Below are 17,737 nucleotides of genomic sequence, written 5' to 3'. Positions count from 1 at the left end.
TCTCCATAATGGGTTACTGGCAAACGATCGGCCCGATGCTCTGAATGCCCTGCGTTTTTGTCAGGCTGAACTGCGCCTGACAAGGTGCTCCGCCGTCTGCGGGGATAACGCTCAACCGGTTGTGCTGCTGCACCGGATCCAGATAGGCCATACCGTCCCAGCCCACATAACTGCGCTGACTGCCGCCGATAACCGCCACTTCACTGCCGTTGGCCAGCGGCTTGCCTTGTGCGTCGACCAGTTTGACGTCGGCGGCGGCGATCTGCTGGACCGGAAAATCGACCAGGAAACCGCTGTGATCGCGGATCGCCACGGTTTTCTCGACGGTAGGAATGGCAACGTCCGCAGGCAGATTGAGCGGATCAATCTGGAATTTGGCGTGGTAATACGAGGTCACGGTCGGCACCAGCAGATAGCCTTTGGCGTTGGTCACGCCGATCAACTGATTTTCATAGCGCACCGGAATGTCCGGGTAACCCTGAGTAGAAACCAGGGCGAAGGCATCGTTGATGGTGTTGGTGGCGTACAGATCGCCTTTCATCATGACCAGCGAGCCGCTCACTTCGCCCCAGCGGGTATAATCGTCGCTGTTGCCGTACATTCCGGCGCGGGTCTCGAGCAGGTGAGTGCGCCAGGTCATGTCGGCCTGGCGGTAGCTGCTGCCGTTTTGTCCATCCGCGTAGGCCAGGTTCCAGCCCAGGCCGCCGTCGGTCGGCGCGGCGCGGCTGTAGCTGACGCGTTCGCTCCAGCGGTTGTTGTTGTCGCGGGCGGCGCTGACGCTGGCGGTACCCCAACTGTCGAAGGGAATGGAGAGCTGTAACTGGGTACTGTAGCCGCTGTTGCCGATCTCCCGGTTTACCGAGGCATACAGGCTCATATTGCGCCATAACGACAGACTGTAAGAGAAGTTGACCAGCCGGGTGCGCGTGCCGATGGCGTCACGCACGTCGAAATAGCCGGTGCCAACGCTGCCAAAGCGGCCAAGCCCCAGGCTACCTGTGAGCTGATCGGTACGGCGGCTCAGGCGGTAGTCGCTTTTATAAACCGAAATATCGCCAAAGCCTGCACTGCGCAGGATGCGTTGGGCATTGAGGCTGAAATACCGGTTGCTGTAGGTGTAACCGAAGCTGCTTTGATCGCCGCGGTTGCTGGTGTATTGGTAGACGCTTTGTGGATCGGGCTGCGGCAGTGGTTTGCCGGTCAGCGGATCGTAATAGTTTATCTGGCGCGAAGGTTGATACTCGTTAAACGCGTTGTCGCCGGCCTGGCTGTAACTGTACGATGCGTTAAACACGCCCCACTGGCCGAGTTGGATATCGGCGCCTGCACCAGCCACCGCCAGTTCCGCCGCCGCTTCGGTGCGGCCTTCCATCGTCAACCAATCCGTGACACCGTAACGCCCACTACCGGTTGCGACCCACTGGCCGTAATCGGCTGAATTCAAACCATAATTGCGGCGCAGGGCACCGGTGGACAGGCTAAAGTCGCTCATGCCGGCCTGCAACAGGTTGCTGGCAACATAAAAGGGTACCAGGGTGCTGACCTGGCGGCCAAGAGCGTCGGTGGTGACCACTCTGGCTTCGCCGGCACCGTTGATGTACGGCACCGTATCCAGGGTAAAGGGGCCGGGATTGACGTTGGTGGTGCTGTTTTTATAACTGTTGATATACAGATCGACACTGCTGGGCAGCGCCGCCTGGCCGGAAAATTGCGGCAGAGGGTAGGTGATCAGATCCGGGCGAGCGTTAAAGTTACGCGCCAGCTGAACGCCGCCAATGCGCACGGCACTGCTCCAGGGCAGTGAACCTGTGGTGAGATCGCCGGCGGCATAGCTGAGCAGGCGCTCATCATCCGTGTAACGCCACTGACTGTCGTAGCGAATATAACGGCTCTCCTGGCTATCGCCGGCGGATCCGTTAAAGCTGCCACGGAAGATGCCGGTGTTGGCTACCACGCCAAAACCGTCAAACAGCCGCTGTTCGCTCCAGGCGGAAAGGTAGCCCGGCTGGCCGTTGGTGTTGCTTTGGCTGGCGTAAACGTCGTAATTGAACAGCAGGCCGAGGCTGCTTTGCGCCGGCAGGCGATCCAGCGGATTCTGCGCGTTGAACTTCTGTTTGGGCAGCCAGTCGTTGGGGATGTTGATCAGCAATTGCTGAGTTTCGCCGCTGTAAGTGACATCCACCTGCTTCAACAGGTCGACCGCAATTTCTTTTGCCTGTTTGTCCTCCACCGGCAGGCCGGCGTCGATCAATTGCTGCGGCGTGAGGTAATAGTGACCGCCACGGTAGTTCACCGGCACCACTTTGCCGGTCTGGCGACCGTTGACCACCGGCTCCAGATAGAGGGTGGTATCCGGCATGCTGATGGCGCTGGGAGGCGGCGGCAAATCATCGGCGTACGCGCAGGGTAGCCACGGCGTGGCCACTGTACAGACTACGGCGAAGGCTAACGGTTTCAGCGCGAATCCGTTGCCGCTGGGTGATGGCTTCCCTGTTAACCGCACGTGAAACTCAGTAAGACGGGAAGGTCATTGGTTGTTTATTGTCATTGACCGTCGCCTGCAGTGTACCGCTGCTGAAACTGCCTGAAGGCGGCACGGCAAAGCGCATTTGCGAACCGGGCAGCACGTAGCCCATCAACCCGGCATTGAGCGTTTTTCCCTGTAACGTTACTTTGGAGATACGCGCGTGCACAATGCCCTGATTGCGCACTTCCACCCAGCGTTGGCTGCTTTGCTGCAATAGTCGGTAGCTGAGTTGCGGTTGGCTGGCGGTGGCGTAGTCGCGCGGCTTTTCAGGATCCGGCTTGGTCCAGATACCCTGGCCGCTGACAAACAGCGGTACGGAATAACGCATCTGGAATTTCAATCCCATTTGGGCACCGTCGGGTGCGGACGAGCTGTCGTTTTCTTTTACCGGCACTTCATCAATCAGAATGCGGTAGGCGCGTTCCTGGCCTGCGGGCGGCGGGGTCTGCTTAATCAGTCGGATCAGTTGGCGCTTGCCCGGCGCTATCGAAGCGACCGGCGGGCTGGCGATCACCTCGCTCTGGTTACGGTAATCGTCTTTGCCGTCGGTTTGCCTCCAGCCAAGTACCCGTACCTGCATATAGACCGGTTTCGTGTCGCGGTTTTCCAGCCACAGCGCCGTTGCGGGCTGTTGATCTTCAATCACCGGATCGATGGGCCAAATCAGAATCGACGCTGCAGCCAGCGCCTGTTGCTGGCCGACAAGCAGCAGCGCTGCCGTCAACGGCAGGGAGAAGGGAATACGCATAGCTAAATCCTTATTCAAAATACTTAATAAGTTACCGTCAGCAAGACCGTATCGTTGTATGTGCCACTGCTGGGCAGGGTACTGGCCGAAAACAGACGGGCATAAACTTTGATTTCCTGGGTACTGCCGGTGGCGGCGATCACCTGCGCGTTGCCGCCGTTGCCGCCATCGCCCCACAGCGTGGAGTAGTTGTTATCCTGGTAGAGCTGATAAAGCAGTGTCTCCGTGGTCAGGGTATTTTTCAGTTTGCGTCCTGCGGAGATGGAGCCGGTGACGTTGTTGCCGACGCCGAGCGCCAGCGTGACGCTCAGACCCGGGTTGCAACGGAACAGCACTGAGCCGGCCCCAGCGCTGGATACAATATTGATATTGCTGGCCAAAGAAGAGATCTGACCAAAACTGAGAGTGCCGAAGGTGGTGACATCGCTATTGCCGCTGCCCAAGACGCAGCCTTTTACTACCGTCGCATTGACGGTGAACGGCGTACTCTTTTGCAAGTCGTTGACGCCGGTGTCACCGATTACCGGGGCCGCCGTCATCGCGAGCAGCAGCCCGCAGGCTGAAATGCGCATTGCCGTTACCAATTGATGGTCACCTGTACGGTATCGGTGTAGCTGCCGACCGGCGGGGTGGATTGCACCGGGATCATGCCATACACCGGCAACCAGTTATCCTGGCCGTTAGCGGTTTGCGAGACCCCGGTCAGATTATCCCAAATGACGCTGTGGGCGCTGTTGGTGTACAGGTTGTAGTTTACCCGTTGGCTGGCGGCGCTTTGCAGGTAGCGTGCGGCGGTGTTGCCGCTTTGCCCGCCGCCAAGCAGCACGTTGTAGCTGGTGCCGTTGTTGCATTTCACGCGGATGGCGCCGGAATTTTGTTGCCCGGCTACGCTGACGGCGGTAGTGAGAAAATACACCGTGCCAAAGTTCAACGAGCCGAAACTGACGTTGCCTCCCGAGCTGCTGCCGGCTTCGCACGCATTCAGCAGTGTTGCGCTGACGCCAATATTGGCGGTTTTGCTATCGGCGTAAACCGCCAGATTTAACGCCAGTAATCCGCAACCGAAAACCGCCTGCCGCACCCTTACCAGGTTACCGTCATCGTCACGGTATCGTTGTAGGTATCGGCCGCCGGCGTGCTGCCTGCTGCCGGAACGCGCCCGTAGACAATCAGAGGGGTCGCCACACCGGTACCGGTGCCGGTCAGGGCGTTGGCACCGCTGCCCCAGGCGGTAGCGCGGGCTTGATCCTGATAGAGGTTGTAATTGATAAAGGCGCCGGCGGTGCTGGCCATGCGGCGCTGACTGCCGGTGGTTACGTGCAGCCCGTTGTCCAACGCGACGGTATAGTCGGTGCCGTCGGTGCAGGTCAGCGACAGCGTGCCGGCGCCGCCGGAGCCGGTTGCGCTGGCGTCGATAATATTTGCAAGCGAGGAGTAGGTGCCAAAGCTGATGGAGCCAAAATCATTGGCGGTGCCGCTGCTGTTGCCGCCGCCCACCACGCAGCCTGCGCCGATGGTCAACGTCACCCCCAGGTTGCCCTGAATGGTACCCGCTGCATTGGCTGCGCCGTTTGCGCACAGCAAGATTGCTACCGAGGACAATGCCACCAGAGTCTTTTTCATATTTTATTCCTTGCTGTGCCAGAGAGAATCGCAAAAGCCCATCCGAGAAAGGGGGCCGAACGTATTAATTTCTTTATAGGTTAATTAATAGAGTAAGAATTCGGAATTGTCTTGGTAGGAGGCTAAAAAGTTTCTTTATTTTGAAAGATATCGGTATTTCGCCGTCTGGGAAGCGTGAAGGCATGAATGTAGAATTATTAGAAGGGTAATACTTATCGTTAGGAATATTATTAGCGGTGTTAATTGGCCGGAGTTTCCCGGCCAACTTATAAACTATTGATGGAAATCCAATGTACCATCGCGGACCAGTTCGCGCGGCAGATTGTTTTTAATCCGGCTGCCGATACGTTTGGCGATACCCAGCGGCTGCTGTTGGTAGGTCACGATGCATTCATCACTCTGCGGCGGTGCTTCCGGATACAGATCGCGGCCGTGATACCACTCTTGCGCCAGCGCGGCGTCCAACTCGAAACGCTGCTTGCCGTCGGCGACGGCCAGCGCAATGACGGCTTCATGCTGCCAGCGGTATCCTTTAGGGAAACACTCGGCCAGTTTCACCCCGATGCGTGAGAAGCGTATTTTGCTGACCAGCGTTTCCAGTTCTGCAGGGAACAGCCAGATCTCTTTATCGCGCGCCCACAGCCGGCTGGTTTCATCCCAGGCGAGACCGGAAGCCGCAGCGGCTTGGCTAACCACGGCCGAATCTTTGCCGGAAAGCGGGGTGAACGGGAATTTGCCCAGTTTGTAGCTCGGTTTTGGCAACGGGGCAACGGAATGGTTCTTGCGCAGCCGCGCCACGAAAAAACCCTCGCTGTCGTAGATCTGCGGGAAGACGTGCAGGAAGCCTTCGGCGGTCAGCGCCTTTGCCGCGCCGGGGAACAGCTCGCCCAGCGGTTCAATGCTCACCGCATCGCCATACGCTGCCAGCAGGCCGTTGACGATTTGCTGATTTTCCTGCGCGTTGAGCGTGCAGGTGGAGTAGACCATAACGCCGCCGGGGGCCAGCGCATGGAAAGCGCTATCGATCAGTTCGCGCTGGGTTGCGGCAATGGCGGTAACGCTTTCCGGTGACCAGTTGCTCATGGCGTCCGGATCTTTGCGCACCACGCCTTCGCCGGAACAGGGGGCGTCGAGCAAAATGGCGTCGAAGCTTTCCGGCAGCGCCGCGCCGAACACCCGGCCGTCAAAGTGGGTCAGCGCCACGTTTTTCACGCCGCAGCGGCTGATGTTGGCGTGAAGGACTTTGACCCGGCTGGCGGAGTATTCGTTGGCCACGATACCGCCCTGGTTGTTCATCAGTGCCGCAATCTGGGTGGTTTTGGAACCCGGCGCTGCGGCAACGTCCAGTACCCGACGCGGTTTTTCCCGATCGGCGAACAGGGCGCTGACCGGCAGCATCGAACTGGCTTCCTGAATGTAAAACAGGCCGCTCAGGTGCTCTGCCGCGCTGCCGAGTCGCAACTCTTCATCTTCACGCTCGATCCAAAAGCCTTCCGCACACCAGGGAATAGGTTCCAGCCGCCAGTCATAACCTTGCACCAGCGCCTGAAAGTCGGCGACGCTGATCTTCAGCGTATTCACCCGCAGGCTGCGGCGCAGCGGGCGCTGGCAAGCGGCTATAAAATCGTCCATCGACAGTTCGGCGGGCATGACGGCACGCGTCGCGTCGAGAAAAGCGGGAGGCAAAATAACGGAGGCAGGTTTGGCCACGGGGTGAGCTCTCTGGCAGCAATCAAAACAAGGGCGGGATTCTAGCATAAAATGGGCCGGCAGGGGGAGCGGATACCCCCTGCCGGCATTGGGTTACACGGTTAATCCCTTGGGATCGCGGTGCCCCATTCTTTCCAGTCTTTCGGTTCTTCCGCATTCAGCATGAAGTGCTTGTTCGGCGTCGACTTAGGCGCCAGCGGAATGGTTGGCGGGGTGGCGAAGGCAATGCCGCCGCGGATGAACTGCTGGAAGGTGCCGCTCTTGATCACGCCGCCGGTCAGGCCGAACTGCAAGTTGTAGCCCGAGGCCAGCCAGAACACGCTGTTGTTGCGCACCAGGTGCTGATATTTCTTGCTGATGCGCAGCGCAACGTGGACGCGATCGGACATGGCGCCGAGATAGAAACCGGTGATGGTGCCCACTTCCATGCCACGGAACAGCACCGGCGTGCCGACCTGCAACGAGCCGGTTTCCGCTGCATCGAGGATCACGCTCAGGCCGTCCAGATAGCGTGAGTCGGTGATGCTGGCTTCCTGCAGTTCGAAGCTGCGCAGTTCGCGGCCGCGGCCCGGCTCGACGTTGATATACGGCTGCAGCAGGGTATCGAGATTACTGACTCCGGCAGCGGAAATTTCCGGCGACACTACGGAGAAACGGCTGCCCAGACGCGCGAAGGTTTGCACGTATTCCGGATACAGCACCGCCTTGGCCAGCACTTCATTACGCTCCGGCGCCAGTTTCAGCGAATCTACCTGGCCGATATCGATGCCGAGGTAACGCAGCGGCATACCGGGTGACAGCTTGCTGGCGTCGTAGGTCTTCAGGATTATCTGGCTGCCCACCGCGCGGGCAGCGGTTTCATTGGCATACAGCACGCGTTTGGCGCCTTTATCCAGCGTAACGCCCTGCAGATTGTCGAAACTGATGGCGCCTTTCAGCGCCCGGTTGAGCGGCGAAGCCTGCACCGTCAGGCCGCTGCCGTTCAGTTGTACCTTGGCGCCGCCCTCGGCCCAAAAGATGCTTTCGCTGGTCAGCAGTTTGCGGTATTCCGGGCTGATATAGACGTCTACCTCAAACTCGTTGGCTTTCGGGCGAACATTAACTATTTCACCCACCTGGAATTTACGGTACAGCACCACCGAACCTGTTTGCACGTCCGGCAGGCTGACGGCATTCAGCGTGAGGGTTGGCGTTGGGCTGTTACCGACAATGCCGGCTTCGGCCTTCTCGGCGTTGGCATACAGCGGATACTGGCCGACCGGCTCACCCTTGCTGCCGGGGATGATGCGCACGCCGCCGTCCAGCCACTCTTGCGCGCTGGCGCCCAGCACTTCCATGCCGTCGATCCCCAGCTTGACGTCGACGCGGCTGTTGACCACGAATTTGCTGTCTTTATGCAGCAGGCGGCGGTATTGGGCTTCGACGGCGGCGGTGAAGACTACGCCGTTGTCGGTCAGTGCGCGGCTCATTACCTGGCCGACTTTAACCCCGTGAACAATCAGCGGCTGGCCTACGTCGATGCCGTAGCTTTGCGGGGCGTTGAGCGTCACGGTCAGCACGCCCGGCTGTTGCAGCAGGGTTTCGCTGCTGTCGAGTACGTTGAAATGCTGCTGCGGTTCTCCGTCGCCCGGCACCAGTTCCAGGGTATTGCCGGTCAGCAGTTGGCTGATTTTGGCGTCGTTAAGGCTGAGGCGCGGACTGCGCATCACAATGCGTGTGCCGCTGCGCATCAAATCCACCACTGAGGGATCGACGGTCAGTTCGCCGGTGACCTTGCTGTCCTGCTGCAGTGTCAGCTTGGTCAGGGTGCCCACCTGCAGCCCCTGGTAAATCAGCGGCGTGCGGTTCTCGTTCAGGTTATTACCGCTGGGCAGATCCAACGTAATGTTCACGCCGCGTTGGCTGTGTGCCAGATCCGGATACAGGTCATAGCTTTGGTCGGCCTTGGCCTGTTGGCCGTCGGGCGGTGAATCGAAGGCTATCGCGCCGTTGACCAGCGCCGCCAGACTCTCAACCTGTACCGAAGCGCCCGCCAGGCTGAAATCGCCCTTAAAGCCTGAAACATTCCAGAAACGGCTGTTACCTTTTACCAGATTGGCGAAACGGCGGTCGATCAGCACGTCGACAGTGACGCCCTTATTGCCTTCCGCGATGGTGTAGTCGTACACCTTGCCGACCGGAATTTTACGGTAATACACCAGCGAACCGGTGTTGAGCGAGCCGAGATCGTCGGCGTGCAGGTGAATCATCAACTCACCGGTGTTCAGCCGGTATTTGGGTTGGGTGTCGAGGGCGGTAAAATGGGTTTGTTCTTTGCCGCTGCCCGGCATCATGCCGATGTAGTTACCGCCTACCAGCGCGTCCAGGCCGGATATCCCGGCCAGTGAAGCCTTCGGCGTAACCAGCCAGAATTGGGTGCCTTCGCGCAGCGAATCTTCCAGATCGCTCTTGATGCTGGCTTCAACCACGATGCTGCGCAGATCCTTGCTCAGGCTGATGGACTGCACGGTGCCGACTTCTACCCCTTGATAGCGCACAGGGGTGCGGCCCGCGACGATGCCCGCCGCAGACTGAAAATCGATGGTAACCGTGCTGCCGCGCTCCTGAAAGTTGCTGTAGACCAGCCATCCGGCGATCAGCAGGGCGATAAACGGCAGTAACCAGAATGGCGAAATGCGGCGCTTGTTTTTGACCCGCGCTTCAGTCGGTGTATTCGGCGTTTCCTGTTGCATGTGCATCCCAAATCAATCGGCTATCCAGCCACTCTACGGCAAGAATAGTTAAAATGACCGCCGAACCAAAGTAAAAGGCTGCCGGCCCCATAGTAAAAGATAACAGCTGGTCGCGATTCACCAGCGACATCATTAACGCAATAACGAACAGATCGAGCATGGACCAACGGCCGATCCAGGTGACCAGCCGCAGCAGGCGAATACGCGTTTTCAGGCTGTGCGAGGTCTTGAAATGAATGCTGAACAGCAGGGTGATCAGTACGATGACTTTGGTAAAGGGCACCAGTACGCTGGCAATAAAAACGATAGCGGCGATCGGCGCGTTGCCGGAGGTCGCCAGCGACACTACCCCGGAGAAAATGGTGTCTTCGAGCCGTGCACCGTTGGCGTAAACGATGGAAATCGGCAGCAGGTTGGCCGGGATCAGCAAGATCATCGCCGCAATCAGCGCCGCCCAGGTTTTTTGCAGGCTATAAGGCTGGCGGTGACACATGGGGATATGGCAGCGCGGACAGCGTCCCCGATCGTCCGGATAACCGGTGAAATGGCACGACAGGCAAACATGCAGCGCCGCCGGCGGGCCTTCCGGTTGTTCCTGCGGGTAATAGCGCTCCCACAGCTGTTCCAGGTTGAGGTGGATCAGAGTCAGGATGCTGAGCAGCGTGAGCGACAGGTAGGCGATCAGCGCGCTTCCGGCCTGGATATCGGCATACTCTTTGACTTTTATCGCCGCTACCGCCATGCCGATCAGGTAAATATCGAGCATCACCCATTCTTTCAAGCGCTCCAGCATCAGCAGTACCGGGCGTAAATTCATGCCGAAGGCATGGCCGAAACGCAGGTAAAGCAGCGACAGCGCTAACGTCAGCGGGGCACCCAAGGTACAGAACGCCACCATGCTGGCGGTGAGAGGGTCGCCCTGGCGGCTCATCTGCCAGATGCCTTCCAGCAGGCTGGCGTCAATGCGCGTGCCAAGCAAGCGGATGCTGATCAGCGGCTCGCTGAAGGCGAACGGCATCAGCAGCAGCATGGCGACCGCCATGGCGGTCAGGCGGGTCATCGACCAGTCGCGGCCATGCACCACTTTAGCATTGCAGCGCGGGCAGTAGGCGGCCTGATTGCCGTTCAGCGGCGGTAACACGAACAGCAGGTCGCATTCGCAACAGCGCTGGTGGCGTGCTTTGGAAAGGGGGCCGGTGATCGCGTGTATTTTCATCATGACAAAAGCTGCTCTAAAGCCCGCCGGATGGGTAGCGTAGCTGAAAAATAAACCTGCTGTAACCCGCTTCGGGTAAAGCGCGGGGCGGTAAACAGGGTTTCTGCGAGGCAAACATACCTTGCCCGGCAGGGGTTTGTGAAGCGACAGATGAAGAACCCGATGGCTATACGCATTTTTTGTAGGAAGAGCAATGCGGGCCGGCCATCACCGCAGCGTTTTCGAGGTTGGCCTTTCTGGACATGGCTTCATTATAGTCACGGCAGTCGATAGTCACGGCAGTCGTTTGCGGGCTGCCGGTGGTGAAACCTTGTGCCGCTCCTGAGCGTCGTTGTTCGTCTTGACCCTCAATTTATTGATATTAAAAGAATAAAAACCAGGGTGTTTGATCGTGCGCTCCTTACGCTAACTCCCTGTTTCAAAACGTCTCATGATTGCTTTGGACAATGCGGCGCAATAGCAATTATGCTGGGGGCAAGCCGACAGGAAAATGGCAAGACAGCGAAACTACCTGCATGATATACAATAGAAAATCAAATCTATTGTAGCTTGCGCACATTATGACTGGTTCCTGTGTTTCACTCTATTCGGCACGGGAATAGATAACCATGGTTAACAAATGACAAAAGAAGAATTCTACGCGGAATTAAAACGCGACTTAAGTGCGTTGCTCGACGGGGAAACCAACTTCATTGCCGCACTTTCCAACGCCAGCGCGTTGATTAATGAACGTCTTGACGACGTCAACTGGGCCGGCTTTTACCTGATGGACGGCAACCAACTGGTGCTAGGCCCGTTCCAGGGCAAAATCGCCTGCGTGCGCATTCCGGTGGGCAAGGGCGTATGCGGAACCGCGGTGGCGGAAAATCGCGTGCAGCGCGTTGGCGATGTCCACGCGTTCCCGGGCCACATCGCCTGCGACGCGGCCAGTAATGCGGAAATCGTACTGCCGCTGCAGGTTCGCGGTCAGATCATCGGCGTTCTTGATATCGACAGCACAGTTTATCAACGTTTCGACGAACAGGACCAATTGGGCCTGGAAGCAGTGGTGGCGGGGCTTTGCGTGCAACTGGAACACTGTGATAGTGCGAAATACGTCACTGTGGCGGCAAGTTGATCTACGGTTAACGTGGCATTTACCGATGACGTCATTATAATGACGCCTGTTCATGCCTGTGGCTTGTTGGCAACCCGTTGTAATCAGGAAATTTCATGGAAAATCAACCTAAGTTGAACTCTAGTAAAGAAGTCATTGCTTTTCTTGCCGAGCGTTTTCCGCTCTGCTTTAGCGCCGAGGGCGAAGCTCGCCCGTTGAAAATCGGTATTTTTCAAGATCTGGTAGAGCGTGTTCAGGGGGAAGAAAGCTTAAGCAAAACGCAATTACGTTCTGCACTGCGCCTGTACACCTCAAGCTGGCGTTATCTGTACGGTGTCAAAGTTGGCGCGCAGCGCGTCGATCTGGACGGTAACCCGTGCGGTGAGCTGGAACAGCAGCATGTCGATCATGCCCGCCAACAGCTTGAAGAAGCCAAAGCGCGCGTTCAGGCACAGCGTGCCGAACAAAATGCCAAAAAACGTGAAGCTGCCGGTGAATCAGCCGATGCCGAGCCACGCCGTCCACGTCCAGCCGGTAAAAAACCTGCTGCACGTCGCGAAGGCGGAGCCGCACCGGAGAACCGCAAGCCGCGCCCACAAACTCGTCCACAGCAAGCTCGTCAACCTCGTGCAGCAAAAGAGGAAGGCCAGCAGCGTCATGTGCCAGTCACGGATATCTCTAAACTGCAAATTGGCCAAGAAATCAAAGTCAGAGCAGGCCAGAGCGCGATGGCTGCAACCGTACTTGAAATCGCTAAAGATGGCGTACGTGTGCAGCTCTCTTCCGGTCTGGCGATGATTGTGCGCGCAGAACACTTGCAGTTCTGATACGGAGGCCAACCAAGGCATGAACAAATTTGTCAGATTAACAGCAGTCGCGGGTCTGTTGTGGGCGGGTGTCAGTTACGGAGCGGATACAGCCAACATCCGCATCGACCAACTGCCTCAGCTTCATCAGGAGCCGCAGCATGCTACTGTGAGTGAGCGCGTAACCTCGCGCTTCACTCGCTCTCATTACCGTCAGTTTGCCCTCGATGCGGATTTTTCAGGCAAGATCTTCGATCGTTACCTGAATATGCTGGACTACAACCATAACGTGTTGCTGGCCTCCGACGTGGCGCAGTTCGCCGACAAGCGCAATCAACTGGGCGAAGAACTGAAAAGCGGTAAGCTGGATACGCCTTACGCGCTGTACAATCTGGCCCAGAAACGCCGTTTTGAGCGTTATACCTATGCGTTGTCGTTGCTCGAAAAGCCGATGAACTTTACCGGCAACGACACTATCGATCTCGACCGCAGCAAAACGCCGTGGCCGAAAGACAAGGCCGAACTGGACAGTCTCTGGGATGCGAAAGTCAAATATGACGAGCTGAACCTCAAGCTGACCGGCAAGACCGACAAAGAAATCCGCGAGACGCTGACCAAGCGCTATCAGTTCGCCATTAAGCGCCTGACGCAAAGCAACAGCGAAGACGTGTTCCAACTGGCGATGAATGCCTTTGCGCACGAGATCGACCCGCACACCAATTATCTTTCTCCGCGCAACACCGAACAGTTCAACACCGAGATGAGCCTGTCATTGGAAGGTATTGGTGCGGTACTGCAGATGGATGACGATTACACGTTGATCAACTCCATGGTACCGGGCGGCCCGGCGGCGAAGAGCAAGGCTATCACCGTGGGTGACCGCATTGTCGGCGTCGGCCAGACGGGGAAACCTGTAGTCGATGTTATTGGCTGGCGTTTGGACGACGTGGTTTCCCTGATCAAAGGGCCGAAGGGCAGCAAAGTGCGCCTGGAAATCCTGCCGGCCGGCAAGGGCACGAAAACCCGCGTCGTTACGCTGACCCGCGAACGTATCCGTCTGGAAGACCGTGCGGTGAAAATGACCATCAAGACCGTCGGCAAAGAGAAAGTCGCGGTGATGGACATTCCTGGCTTCTACGTGGGCCTGACCGATGACGTGAAAGTGCAACTGCAGAAAATGGCCAAGCAGAACGTCAAGAGTCTGATTATCGATCTGCGTACCAACGGCGGCGGCGCGCTGACCGAAGCGGTCTCGCTCTCCGGTCTGTTCATTCCGAGCGGCCCGGTGGTACAGGTGCGGGATAACAACGGCAAAGTGCGTGAAGACGCCGACGCTGACGGCATCGTTTACTACAAAGGCCCTCTGGTGGTGCTGGTTGACCGCTTCAGCGCCTCGGCTTCCGAGATCTTTGCTGCGGCGATGCAGGACTACGGCCGTGCGCTGATTGTCGGTGAACCGACCTTCGGTAAAGGTACCGTGCAGCAGTATCGTTCGCTGAACCGCATTTACGATCAGATGCTGCGGCCGGAATGGCCGGCGCTGGGCTCGGTGCAATACACCATCCAGAAGTTCTACCGCGTTAACGGCGGCAGCACCCAGCGTAAGGGCGTAACGCCGGATATCCTGATGCCTACGGGTGTCGATCCAGCGGAAACCGGCGAGGCGTTTGAAGACAACGCCATGCCGTGGGACAGCATCAACGCGGCTACCTACAGCAAAACCGGCGACCTGACACCTTTCGATCCTGAACTGCTGAAAGACCACGAGCAGCGTATAGCCAAGGATCCGGAGTTCCAGTACATCGCGCAGGATATCGCCCATTACAAGGCGCTGAAAGACAAGCGCAACATCGTCTCACTCAATCTTGCCCAGCGCGAGAAAGAGAACCACGATGATGACGCTACCCGTTTGCAGCGCATTAACGATCGTCTGCAGCGCGCAGGTAAAAAACCGCTGAAGGCGCTGGAAGATTTGCCGAAGGATTACCAGGAGCCGGACCCATACCTGGATGAAAGCGTGCATATCGCGCTGGATCTGGCTCACCTTGAACAGGCGCAGCCAACGGCTAAATAATGCAGTCGAGTAAATAAAAAACGCACCTTCGGGTGCGTTTTTTGTTAAGCGCCGCTGAAGGCGCATTCAGGCGTCAAACATTCTGTGAGGCAATGATGAGCGAGCTAACTCCCCCGATGCGCGTTACTCTGCGGCTTGAGTCGCTGCTGGTGCTGTTGTTGTCCGTAGCGGTATATCATAGCCAACACTACGGCTGGTGGTTGTTTGCCGCCTGCTTCCTGATACCGGACATTTCGTTTCTGGGTTATGCGTTTGGCAAAAAGGTGGGGACTATCGGCTATAATCTTGCTCATTCCTATATCGGCCCGGCACTGTGCGCCTTCGCGTTTGTCTTCTCCCCACAGCCGTACTGGCTGATGACGTCGCTGATTTGGTGTGCTCATATCGGCTTTGACCGCACCTTGGGCTATGGGTTGAAATATACCCAAGGTTTTGCCTATACCCACCTCGGGCATTTGAATAACAAACGCCACTGACTTGCCGTCAGAAAAACCACCGCCTTGTGCAACAATCGTTTACAATTTGAAAAGCCATGCTGGAATGCCGATTTTGTAAAGTTTCGTATTTTTAGTAGGTTAATGGCGTGCAACTCTTGAAACTGTGACGAATGCCCATACGATCTAGGGTATCCAAGGCAGCGTTTTGTTAACATTTATGAGGAAGTAAACATTTTATGATGCGTATAGCTCTGTTCCTGCTCACCAACCTGGCGGTGATGTTGGTTTTCGGGCTGGTGCTCAGCCTGACAGGAATCCAATCTAGTAGCGTTCAGGGCCTGATGATTATGGCCGGTCTGTTCGGTTTCGGCGGTGCGTTTGTCTCACTGCTGATGTCCAAATGGATGGCGCTGCGCTCCGTAGGCGGGGAAGTGATTGAACAGCCGCGTAACGAAACCGAAAACTGGTTGCTCGAAACGGTGCGCCGTCAGTCGCAGCAGGCAGGCATTGCCATGCCGCAGGTCGCTATTTACCACGCACCGGACATTAACGCTTTCGCCACCGGCGCACGCCGTGATGCTTCGCTGGTCGCCGTCAGTACCGGCCTGTTGCAAAGCATGAGCCGGGATGAAGCGGAAGCGGTTATCGCGCACGAAATCAGCCACGTCGCCAACGGCGATATGGTCACCATGACGCTGATTCAGGGCATCGTGAACACCTTCGTGATCTTTATTTCTCGCCTGATTGCGCAAGTCGCCGCCGGCTTCCTCGGCAACCGCGACGGTGAAGGCGAAAGCAACGGCAACCCGATGATTTATTTCGGCGTGTCGATGGTGCTGGAACTGGTGTTCGGCATTCTGGCCAGCATCATAACCATGTGGTTCTCACGCCACCGTGAGTTCTACGCCGATGCAGGCTCCGCCAAACTGGTGGGCCGCGAGAAGATGATTGCAGCGCTGCAACGCCTGAAAACCAGCTACGAACCGCAGGAAGCGGGCAGCATGATGGCGTTTTGCATCAACGGCAAATCCAAGTCGTTCAGCGAACTGTTCATGTCGCATCCGCCGCTCGATAAGCGTATCGAAGCACTGCGCTCAGGTCAGTACCTGAAGTAACGTTGAGAATGTTAAAAACCCCGGTTTACCGGGGTTTTTTTATGTCTGCTATTTGGCTTGCGGGCTGTGTTCCGCCGGTTCCGCGCGCGGTTGGGTGATACGCAGGCTGCTGACCGCTGCCGCCAGCGTGGCGAAGGCGCCGGCCAGGATAAGCGAGGCGTGAGTACCGGAAGTGGGGAACAGGTTGAACATCAGTGCCACCAGCGCGGCACCGGAGGTTTGTCCTAACAGGCGGGCAGTGCCGAGCATGCCACTGGCACCGCCGCTGCGGTTGCGGGGCGCGGCAGAAATAATGGTGTGGTTATTCGGCGACTGAAACAGCCCGAAGCCGGCGCCGCACAGCACCATGCGCCAGATGATGTCCAGATCCGATGGGTTATGCGGTAACAGCGCCAGCAGGAACAGCCCCAGGGCAAAGACTCCCAGCCCGATACAGCCCAATAACCCTGCGTGAACCCGCTCCACCAGTCGCCCGGAGATCGGTGCCATAACGATAATCGCCAGCGGCCAGGGTGTCAGCAGCAGCCCGGTAGCAACCTCATCGCGGCCCAGCGTGCTTTGCAAAAAGAACGGCAGCGAGACCATTGCCAGCATTTGCGCGGCGAAGGAACAGATGGAGGTGCCCATCGACAGGGCGAAAATAGGGATGCGCAGCAGGTCGACCGGCAGCAGCGGAAACTCTTGTCGCAGTTGGCGGCGGACGAAGAAGAAACCGATAACCAGCAGTGCGGCGATCTCGCTGAAAATCAGCGTCAGGTTCTGGCCCTGGGCAAAGCCACTGATGGCGGTAATCAACAGCCCGAAGGTCAGGGCGTTCATCACGGCGCTGGTCGGGTCAAAACGCTGATTACTGCTTTTCTGGCTGTTGCCGGGCAGGAACTTCATTCCCAGCACCAGCGCCACAATGCCAATCGGCAGGTTAATGGCGAACAACCATTGCCAGGAAGCCACGGACAGTATCGCCGCCGCCACTGTGGGGCCAGCGGCCGACGAAAAGGCGACAATCAGCGAATTGATGCCCATGCCGCGCCCGAGAAAACGCTGCGGATAGATAATGCGAATCAGTGCTGTGTTGACGCTCATGATGGCGGCGGCGCCAAACCCCTGAAGCACGCGGGCAAGGGTCAAGGTCACCAGCGAATCGGACAGGGCGCAAAACAGCGAGGTAATGCTGAACACCAGCAAACCGGCCTGATAGATGCGGCGATAACCAATCAGGTCGCCGAGCGAGGCCAACGACAGCAGTGAAATGGTAATGGCTAATTGATAGGCGTTGACCACCCAGATCGAACTGGCCGGGCTGGCGTTAAGATCGCGTGCGATGGTGGGCAGCGCCACATTGGCGATCGCACCGTCAAGCACGGAAACGGTAATGCCCAGGGCGATGGCGAGGATAGCCCCATAGCGTTGCGGGACGGGGAGGCCGTCAGTACAAGAACGCATGTTGATCTCAAAAGTATTAATACGGGGGAATATTAATATGCTAATCATATTCGCCGATGATTGCACCTTCACTGGCCGGCTCAATTGTAATAACCGATGAGGGCAGGCCTAATCCCTTCATCTTCTGGCATTTCCCTTTGGCTCCATTGCGTGGCATCAGGGCTTGCGCGTATACTGAAACCCTTGTTCAAATTTCTTAAAACAGAAAAA

General features: G+C 57.4%; 14 protein-coding genes. 5 read left to right on the top strand and 9 right to left on the bottom strand.

What is annotated here, in order from left to right; translation table 11 throughout:
* Window positions 1-13: 13 nt before the first annotated feature.
* The 8 genes from QZQ97_RS07575 to yebS form a co-directional block, all read right to left on the bottom strand.
* On the bottom strand, window positions 14-2,359 hold the full coding sequence (locus tag QZQ97_RS07575) for a fimbria/pilus outer membrane usher protein (protein ID WP_311993891.1): 2,346 nt from the start codon (window positions 2,357-2,359) through the stop codon (window positions 14-16).
* Window positions 2,360-2,510: 151 nt separating this feature from the next.
* Window positions 2,511-3,275 carry a fimbrial biogenesis chaperone gene (locus tag QZQ97_RS07570; RefSeq protein ID WP_311992945.1) on the bottom strand — a complete coding sequence of 255 codons (765 nt, stop codon included), beginning with the start codon at window positions 3,273-3,275 and terminating at the stop codon, window positions 2,511-2,513.
* A 23-nt stretch (window positions 3,276-3,298) separates the two neighbouring features.
* Complete coding sequence (locus QZQ97_RS07565) at window positions 3,299-3,847, bottom strand: Csu type fimbrial protein (RefSeq protein ID WP_311992943.1); 549 nt, start codon at window positions 3,845-3,847, stop codon at window positions 3,299-3,301.
* A 5-nt stretch (window positions 3,848-3,852) separates the two neighbouring features.
* A complete protein-coding gene (locus QZQ97_RS07560; protein ID WP_311992942.1) occupies window positions 3,853-4,356 on the bottom strand; it encodes a Csu type fimbrial protein in 504 nt (167 codons plus the stop codon).
* Window positions 4,357-4,358: 2 nt separating this feature from the next.
* Window positions 4,359-4,898 (bottom strand): Csu type fimbrial protein, encoded by a 540-nt coding sequence (locus QZQ97_RS07555; RefSeq protein ID WP_311992941.1) that lies wholly within the window; start codon window positions 4,896-4,898, stop codon window positions 4,359-4,361.
* A 273-nt stretch (window positions 4,899-5,171) separates the two neighbouring features.
* Entirely contained in the window at window positions 5,172-6,608 is a 1,437-nt protein-coding gene (rsmF, locus tag QZQ97_RS07550; RefSeq protein WP_311992940.1) for a 16S rRNA (cytosine(1407)-C(5))-methyltransferase RsmF, read from the bottom strand.
* Window positions 6,609-6,709: 101 nt separating this feature from the next.
* Window positions 6,710-9,340 (bottom strand): PqiB family protein, encoded by a 2,631-nt coding sequence (locus QZQ97_RS07545; RefSeq protein ID WP_311992939.1) that lies wholly within the window; start codon window positions 9,338-9,340, stop codon window positions 6,710-6,712.
* Window positions 9,309-10,556 (bottom strand): membrane integrity lipid transport subunit YebS, encoded by a 1,248-nt coding sequence (gene yebS, locus QZQ97_RS07540; RefSeq protein WP_311993890.1) that lies wholly within the window; start codon window positions 10,554-10,556, stop codon window positions 9,309-9,311. Before yebS ends, QZQ97_RS07545 begins: the two co-directional genes overlap by 32 nt.
* A 619-nt stretch (window positions 10,557-11,175) precedes the next feature.
* On the opposite strand from yebS, the gene QZQ97_RS07535 reads away from it, so the two are divergent.
* From QZQ97_RS07535 to htpX, 5 genes are all read left to right on the top strand, one after another.
* A complete protein-coding gene (locus QZQ97_RS07535) occupies window positions 11,176-11,673 on the top strand; it encodes a GAF domain-containing protein (RefSeq protein WP_311992938.1) in 498 nt (165 codons plus the stop codon).
* A 95-nt stretch (window positions 11,674-11,768) separates the two neighbouring features.
* Window positions 11,769-12,479, top strand: coding sequence for an RNA chaperone ProQ (gene proQ / locus QZQ97_RS07530; protein ID WP_311992937.1), 711 nt, complete (start codon window positions 11,769-11,771; stop codon window positions 12,477-12,479).
* Between the two features lie 19 nt (window positions 12,480-12,498).
* Entirely contained in the window at window positions 12,499-14,532 is a 2,034-nt protein-coding gene (gene prc / locus QZQ97_RS07525) for a carboxy terminal-processing peptidase (protein WP_311992936.1), read from the top strand.
* Window positions 14,533-14,627: 95 nt separating this feature from the next.
* Window positions 14,628-15,008 carry a DUF4260 domain-containing protein gene (locus tag QZQ97_RS07520; protein WP_311992935.1) on the top strand — a complete coding sequence of 127 codons (381 nt, stop codon included), beginning with the start codon at window positions 14,628-14,630 and terminating at the stop codon, window positions 15,006-15,008.
* 197 nt (window positions 15,009-15,205) lie between these two features.
* On the top strand, window positions 15,206-16,084 hold the full coding sequence (gene htpX, locus QZQ97_RS07515) for a protease HtpX (protein WP_006320327.1): 879 nt from the start codon (window positions 15,206-15,208) through the stop codon (window positions 16,082-16,084).
* A gap of 48 nt (window positions 16,085-16,132) precedes the next feature.
* On the opposite strand, the gene QZQ97_RS07510 is transcribed toward htpX, so the two are convergent.
* On the bottom strand, window positions 16,133-17,527 hold the full coding sequence (locus QZQ97_RS07510; protein WP_311992934.1) for an MFS transporter: 1,395 nt from the start codon (window positions 17,525-17,527) through the stop codon (window positions 16,133-16,135).
* Between the last annotated feature and the right edge of the window lie 210 nt (window positions 17,528-17,737).

This window comes from Serratia sp. root2, from assembly GCF_031931805.1.
Lineage (GTDB): Bacteria > Pseudomonadota > Gammaproteobacteria > Enterobacterales > Enterobacteriaceae > Serratia > Serratia inhibens.
The sequence above is the reverse complement of the archived record's forward strand: the minus strand, read 5'-3'. Positions and strand labels throughout refer to the sequence as shown.

Bases quoted from the DNA above. Each gene is read 5' to 3' on its own strand.
- QZQ97_RS07575 (WP_311993891.1), bottom strand. From the start codon at position 2,359: ATGCCGGATACCACCCTCTATCTGGAGCCGGTGGTCAACGGTCGCCAG.
- QZQ97_RS07570 (WP_311992945.1), bottom strand. From the start codon at position 3,275: ATGCGTATTCCCTTCTCCCTGCCGTTGACGGCAGCGCTGCTGCTTGTC.
- QZQ97_RS07565 (WP_311992943.1), bottom strand. From the start codon at position 3,847: ATGCGCATTTCAGCCTGCGGGCTGCTGCTCGCGATGACGGCGGCCCCG.
- QZQ97_RS07555 (WP_311992941.1), bottom strand. From the start codon at position 4,898: ATGAAAAAGACTCTGGTGGCATTGTCCTCGGTAGCAATCTTGCTGTGC.
- QZQ97_RS07545 (WP_311992939.1), bottom strand. From the start codon at position 9,340: ATGCAACAGGAAACGCCGAATACACCGACTGAAGCGCGGGTCAAAAAC.
- yebS (WP_311993890.1), bottom strand. From the start codon at position 10,556: ATGAAAATACACGCGATCACCGGCCCCCTTTCCAAAGCACGCCACCAG.
- QZQ97_RS07535 (WP_311992938.1), top strand. From the start codon at position 11,176: ATGACAAAAGAAGAATTCTACGCGGAATTAAAACGCGACTTAAGTGCG.
- proQ (WP_311992937.1), top strand. From the start codon at position 11,769: ATGGAAAATCAACCTAAGTTGAACTCTAGTAAAGAAGTCATTGCTTTT.
- prc (WP_311992936.1), top strand. From the start codon at position 12,499: ATGAACAAATTTGTCAGATTAACAGCAGTCGCGGGTCTGTTGTGGGCG.
- QZQ97_RS07520 (WP_311992935.1), top strand. From the start codon at position 14,628: ATGAGCGAGCTAACTCCCCCGATGCGCGTTACTCTGCGGCTTGAGTCG.
- htpX (WP_006320327.1), top strand. From the start codon at position 15,206: ATGATGCGTATAGCTCTGTTCCTGCTCACCAACCTGGCGGTGATGTTG.
- QZQ97_RS07510 (WP_311992934.1), bottom strand. From the start codon at position 17,527: ATGCGTTCTTGTACTGACGGCCTCCCCGTCCCGCAACGCTATGGGGCT.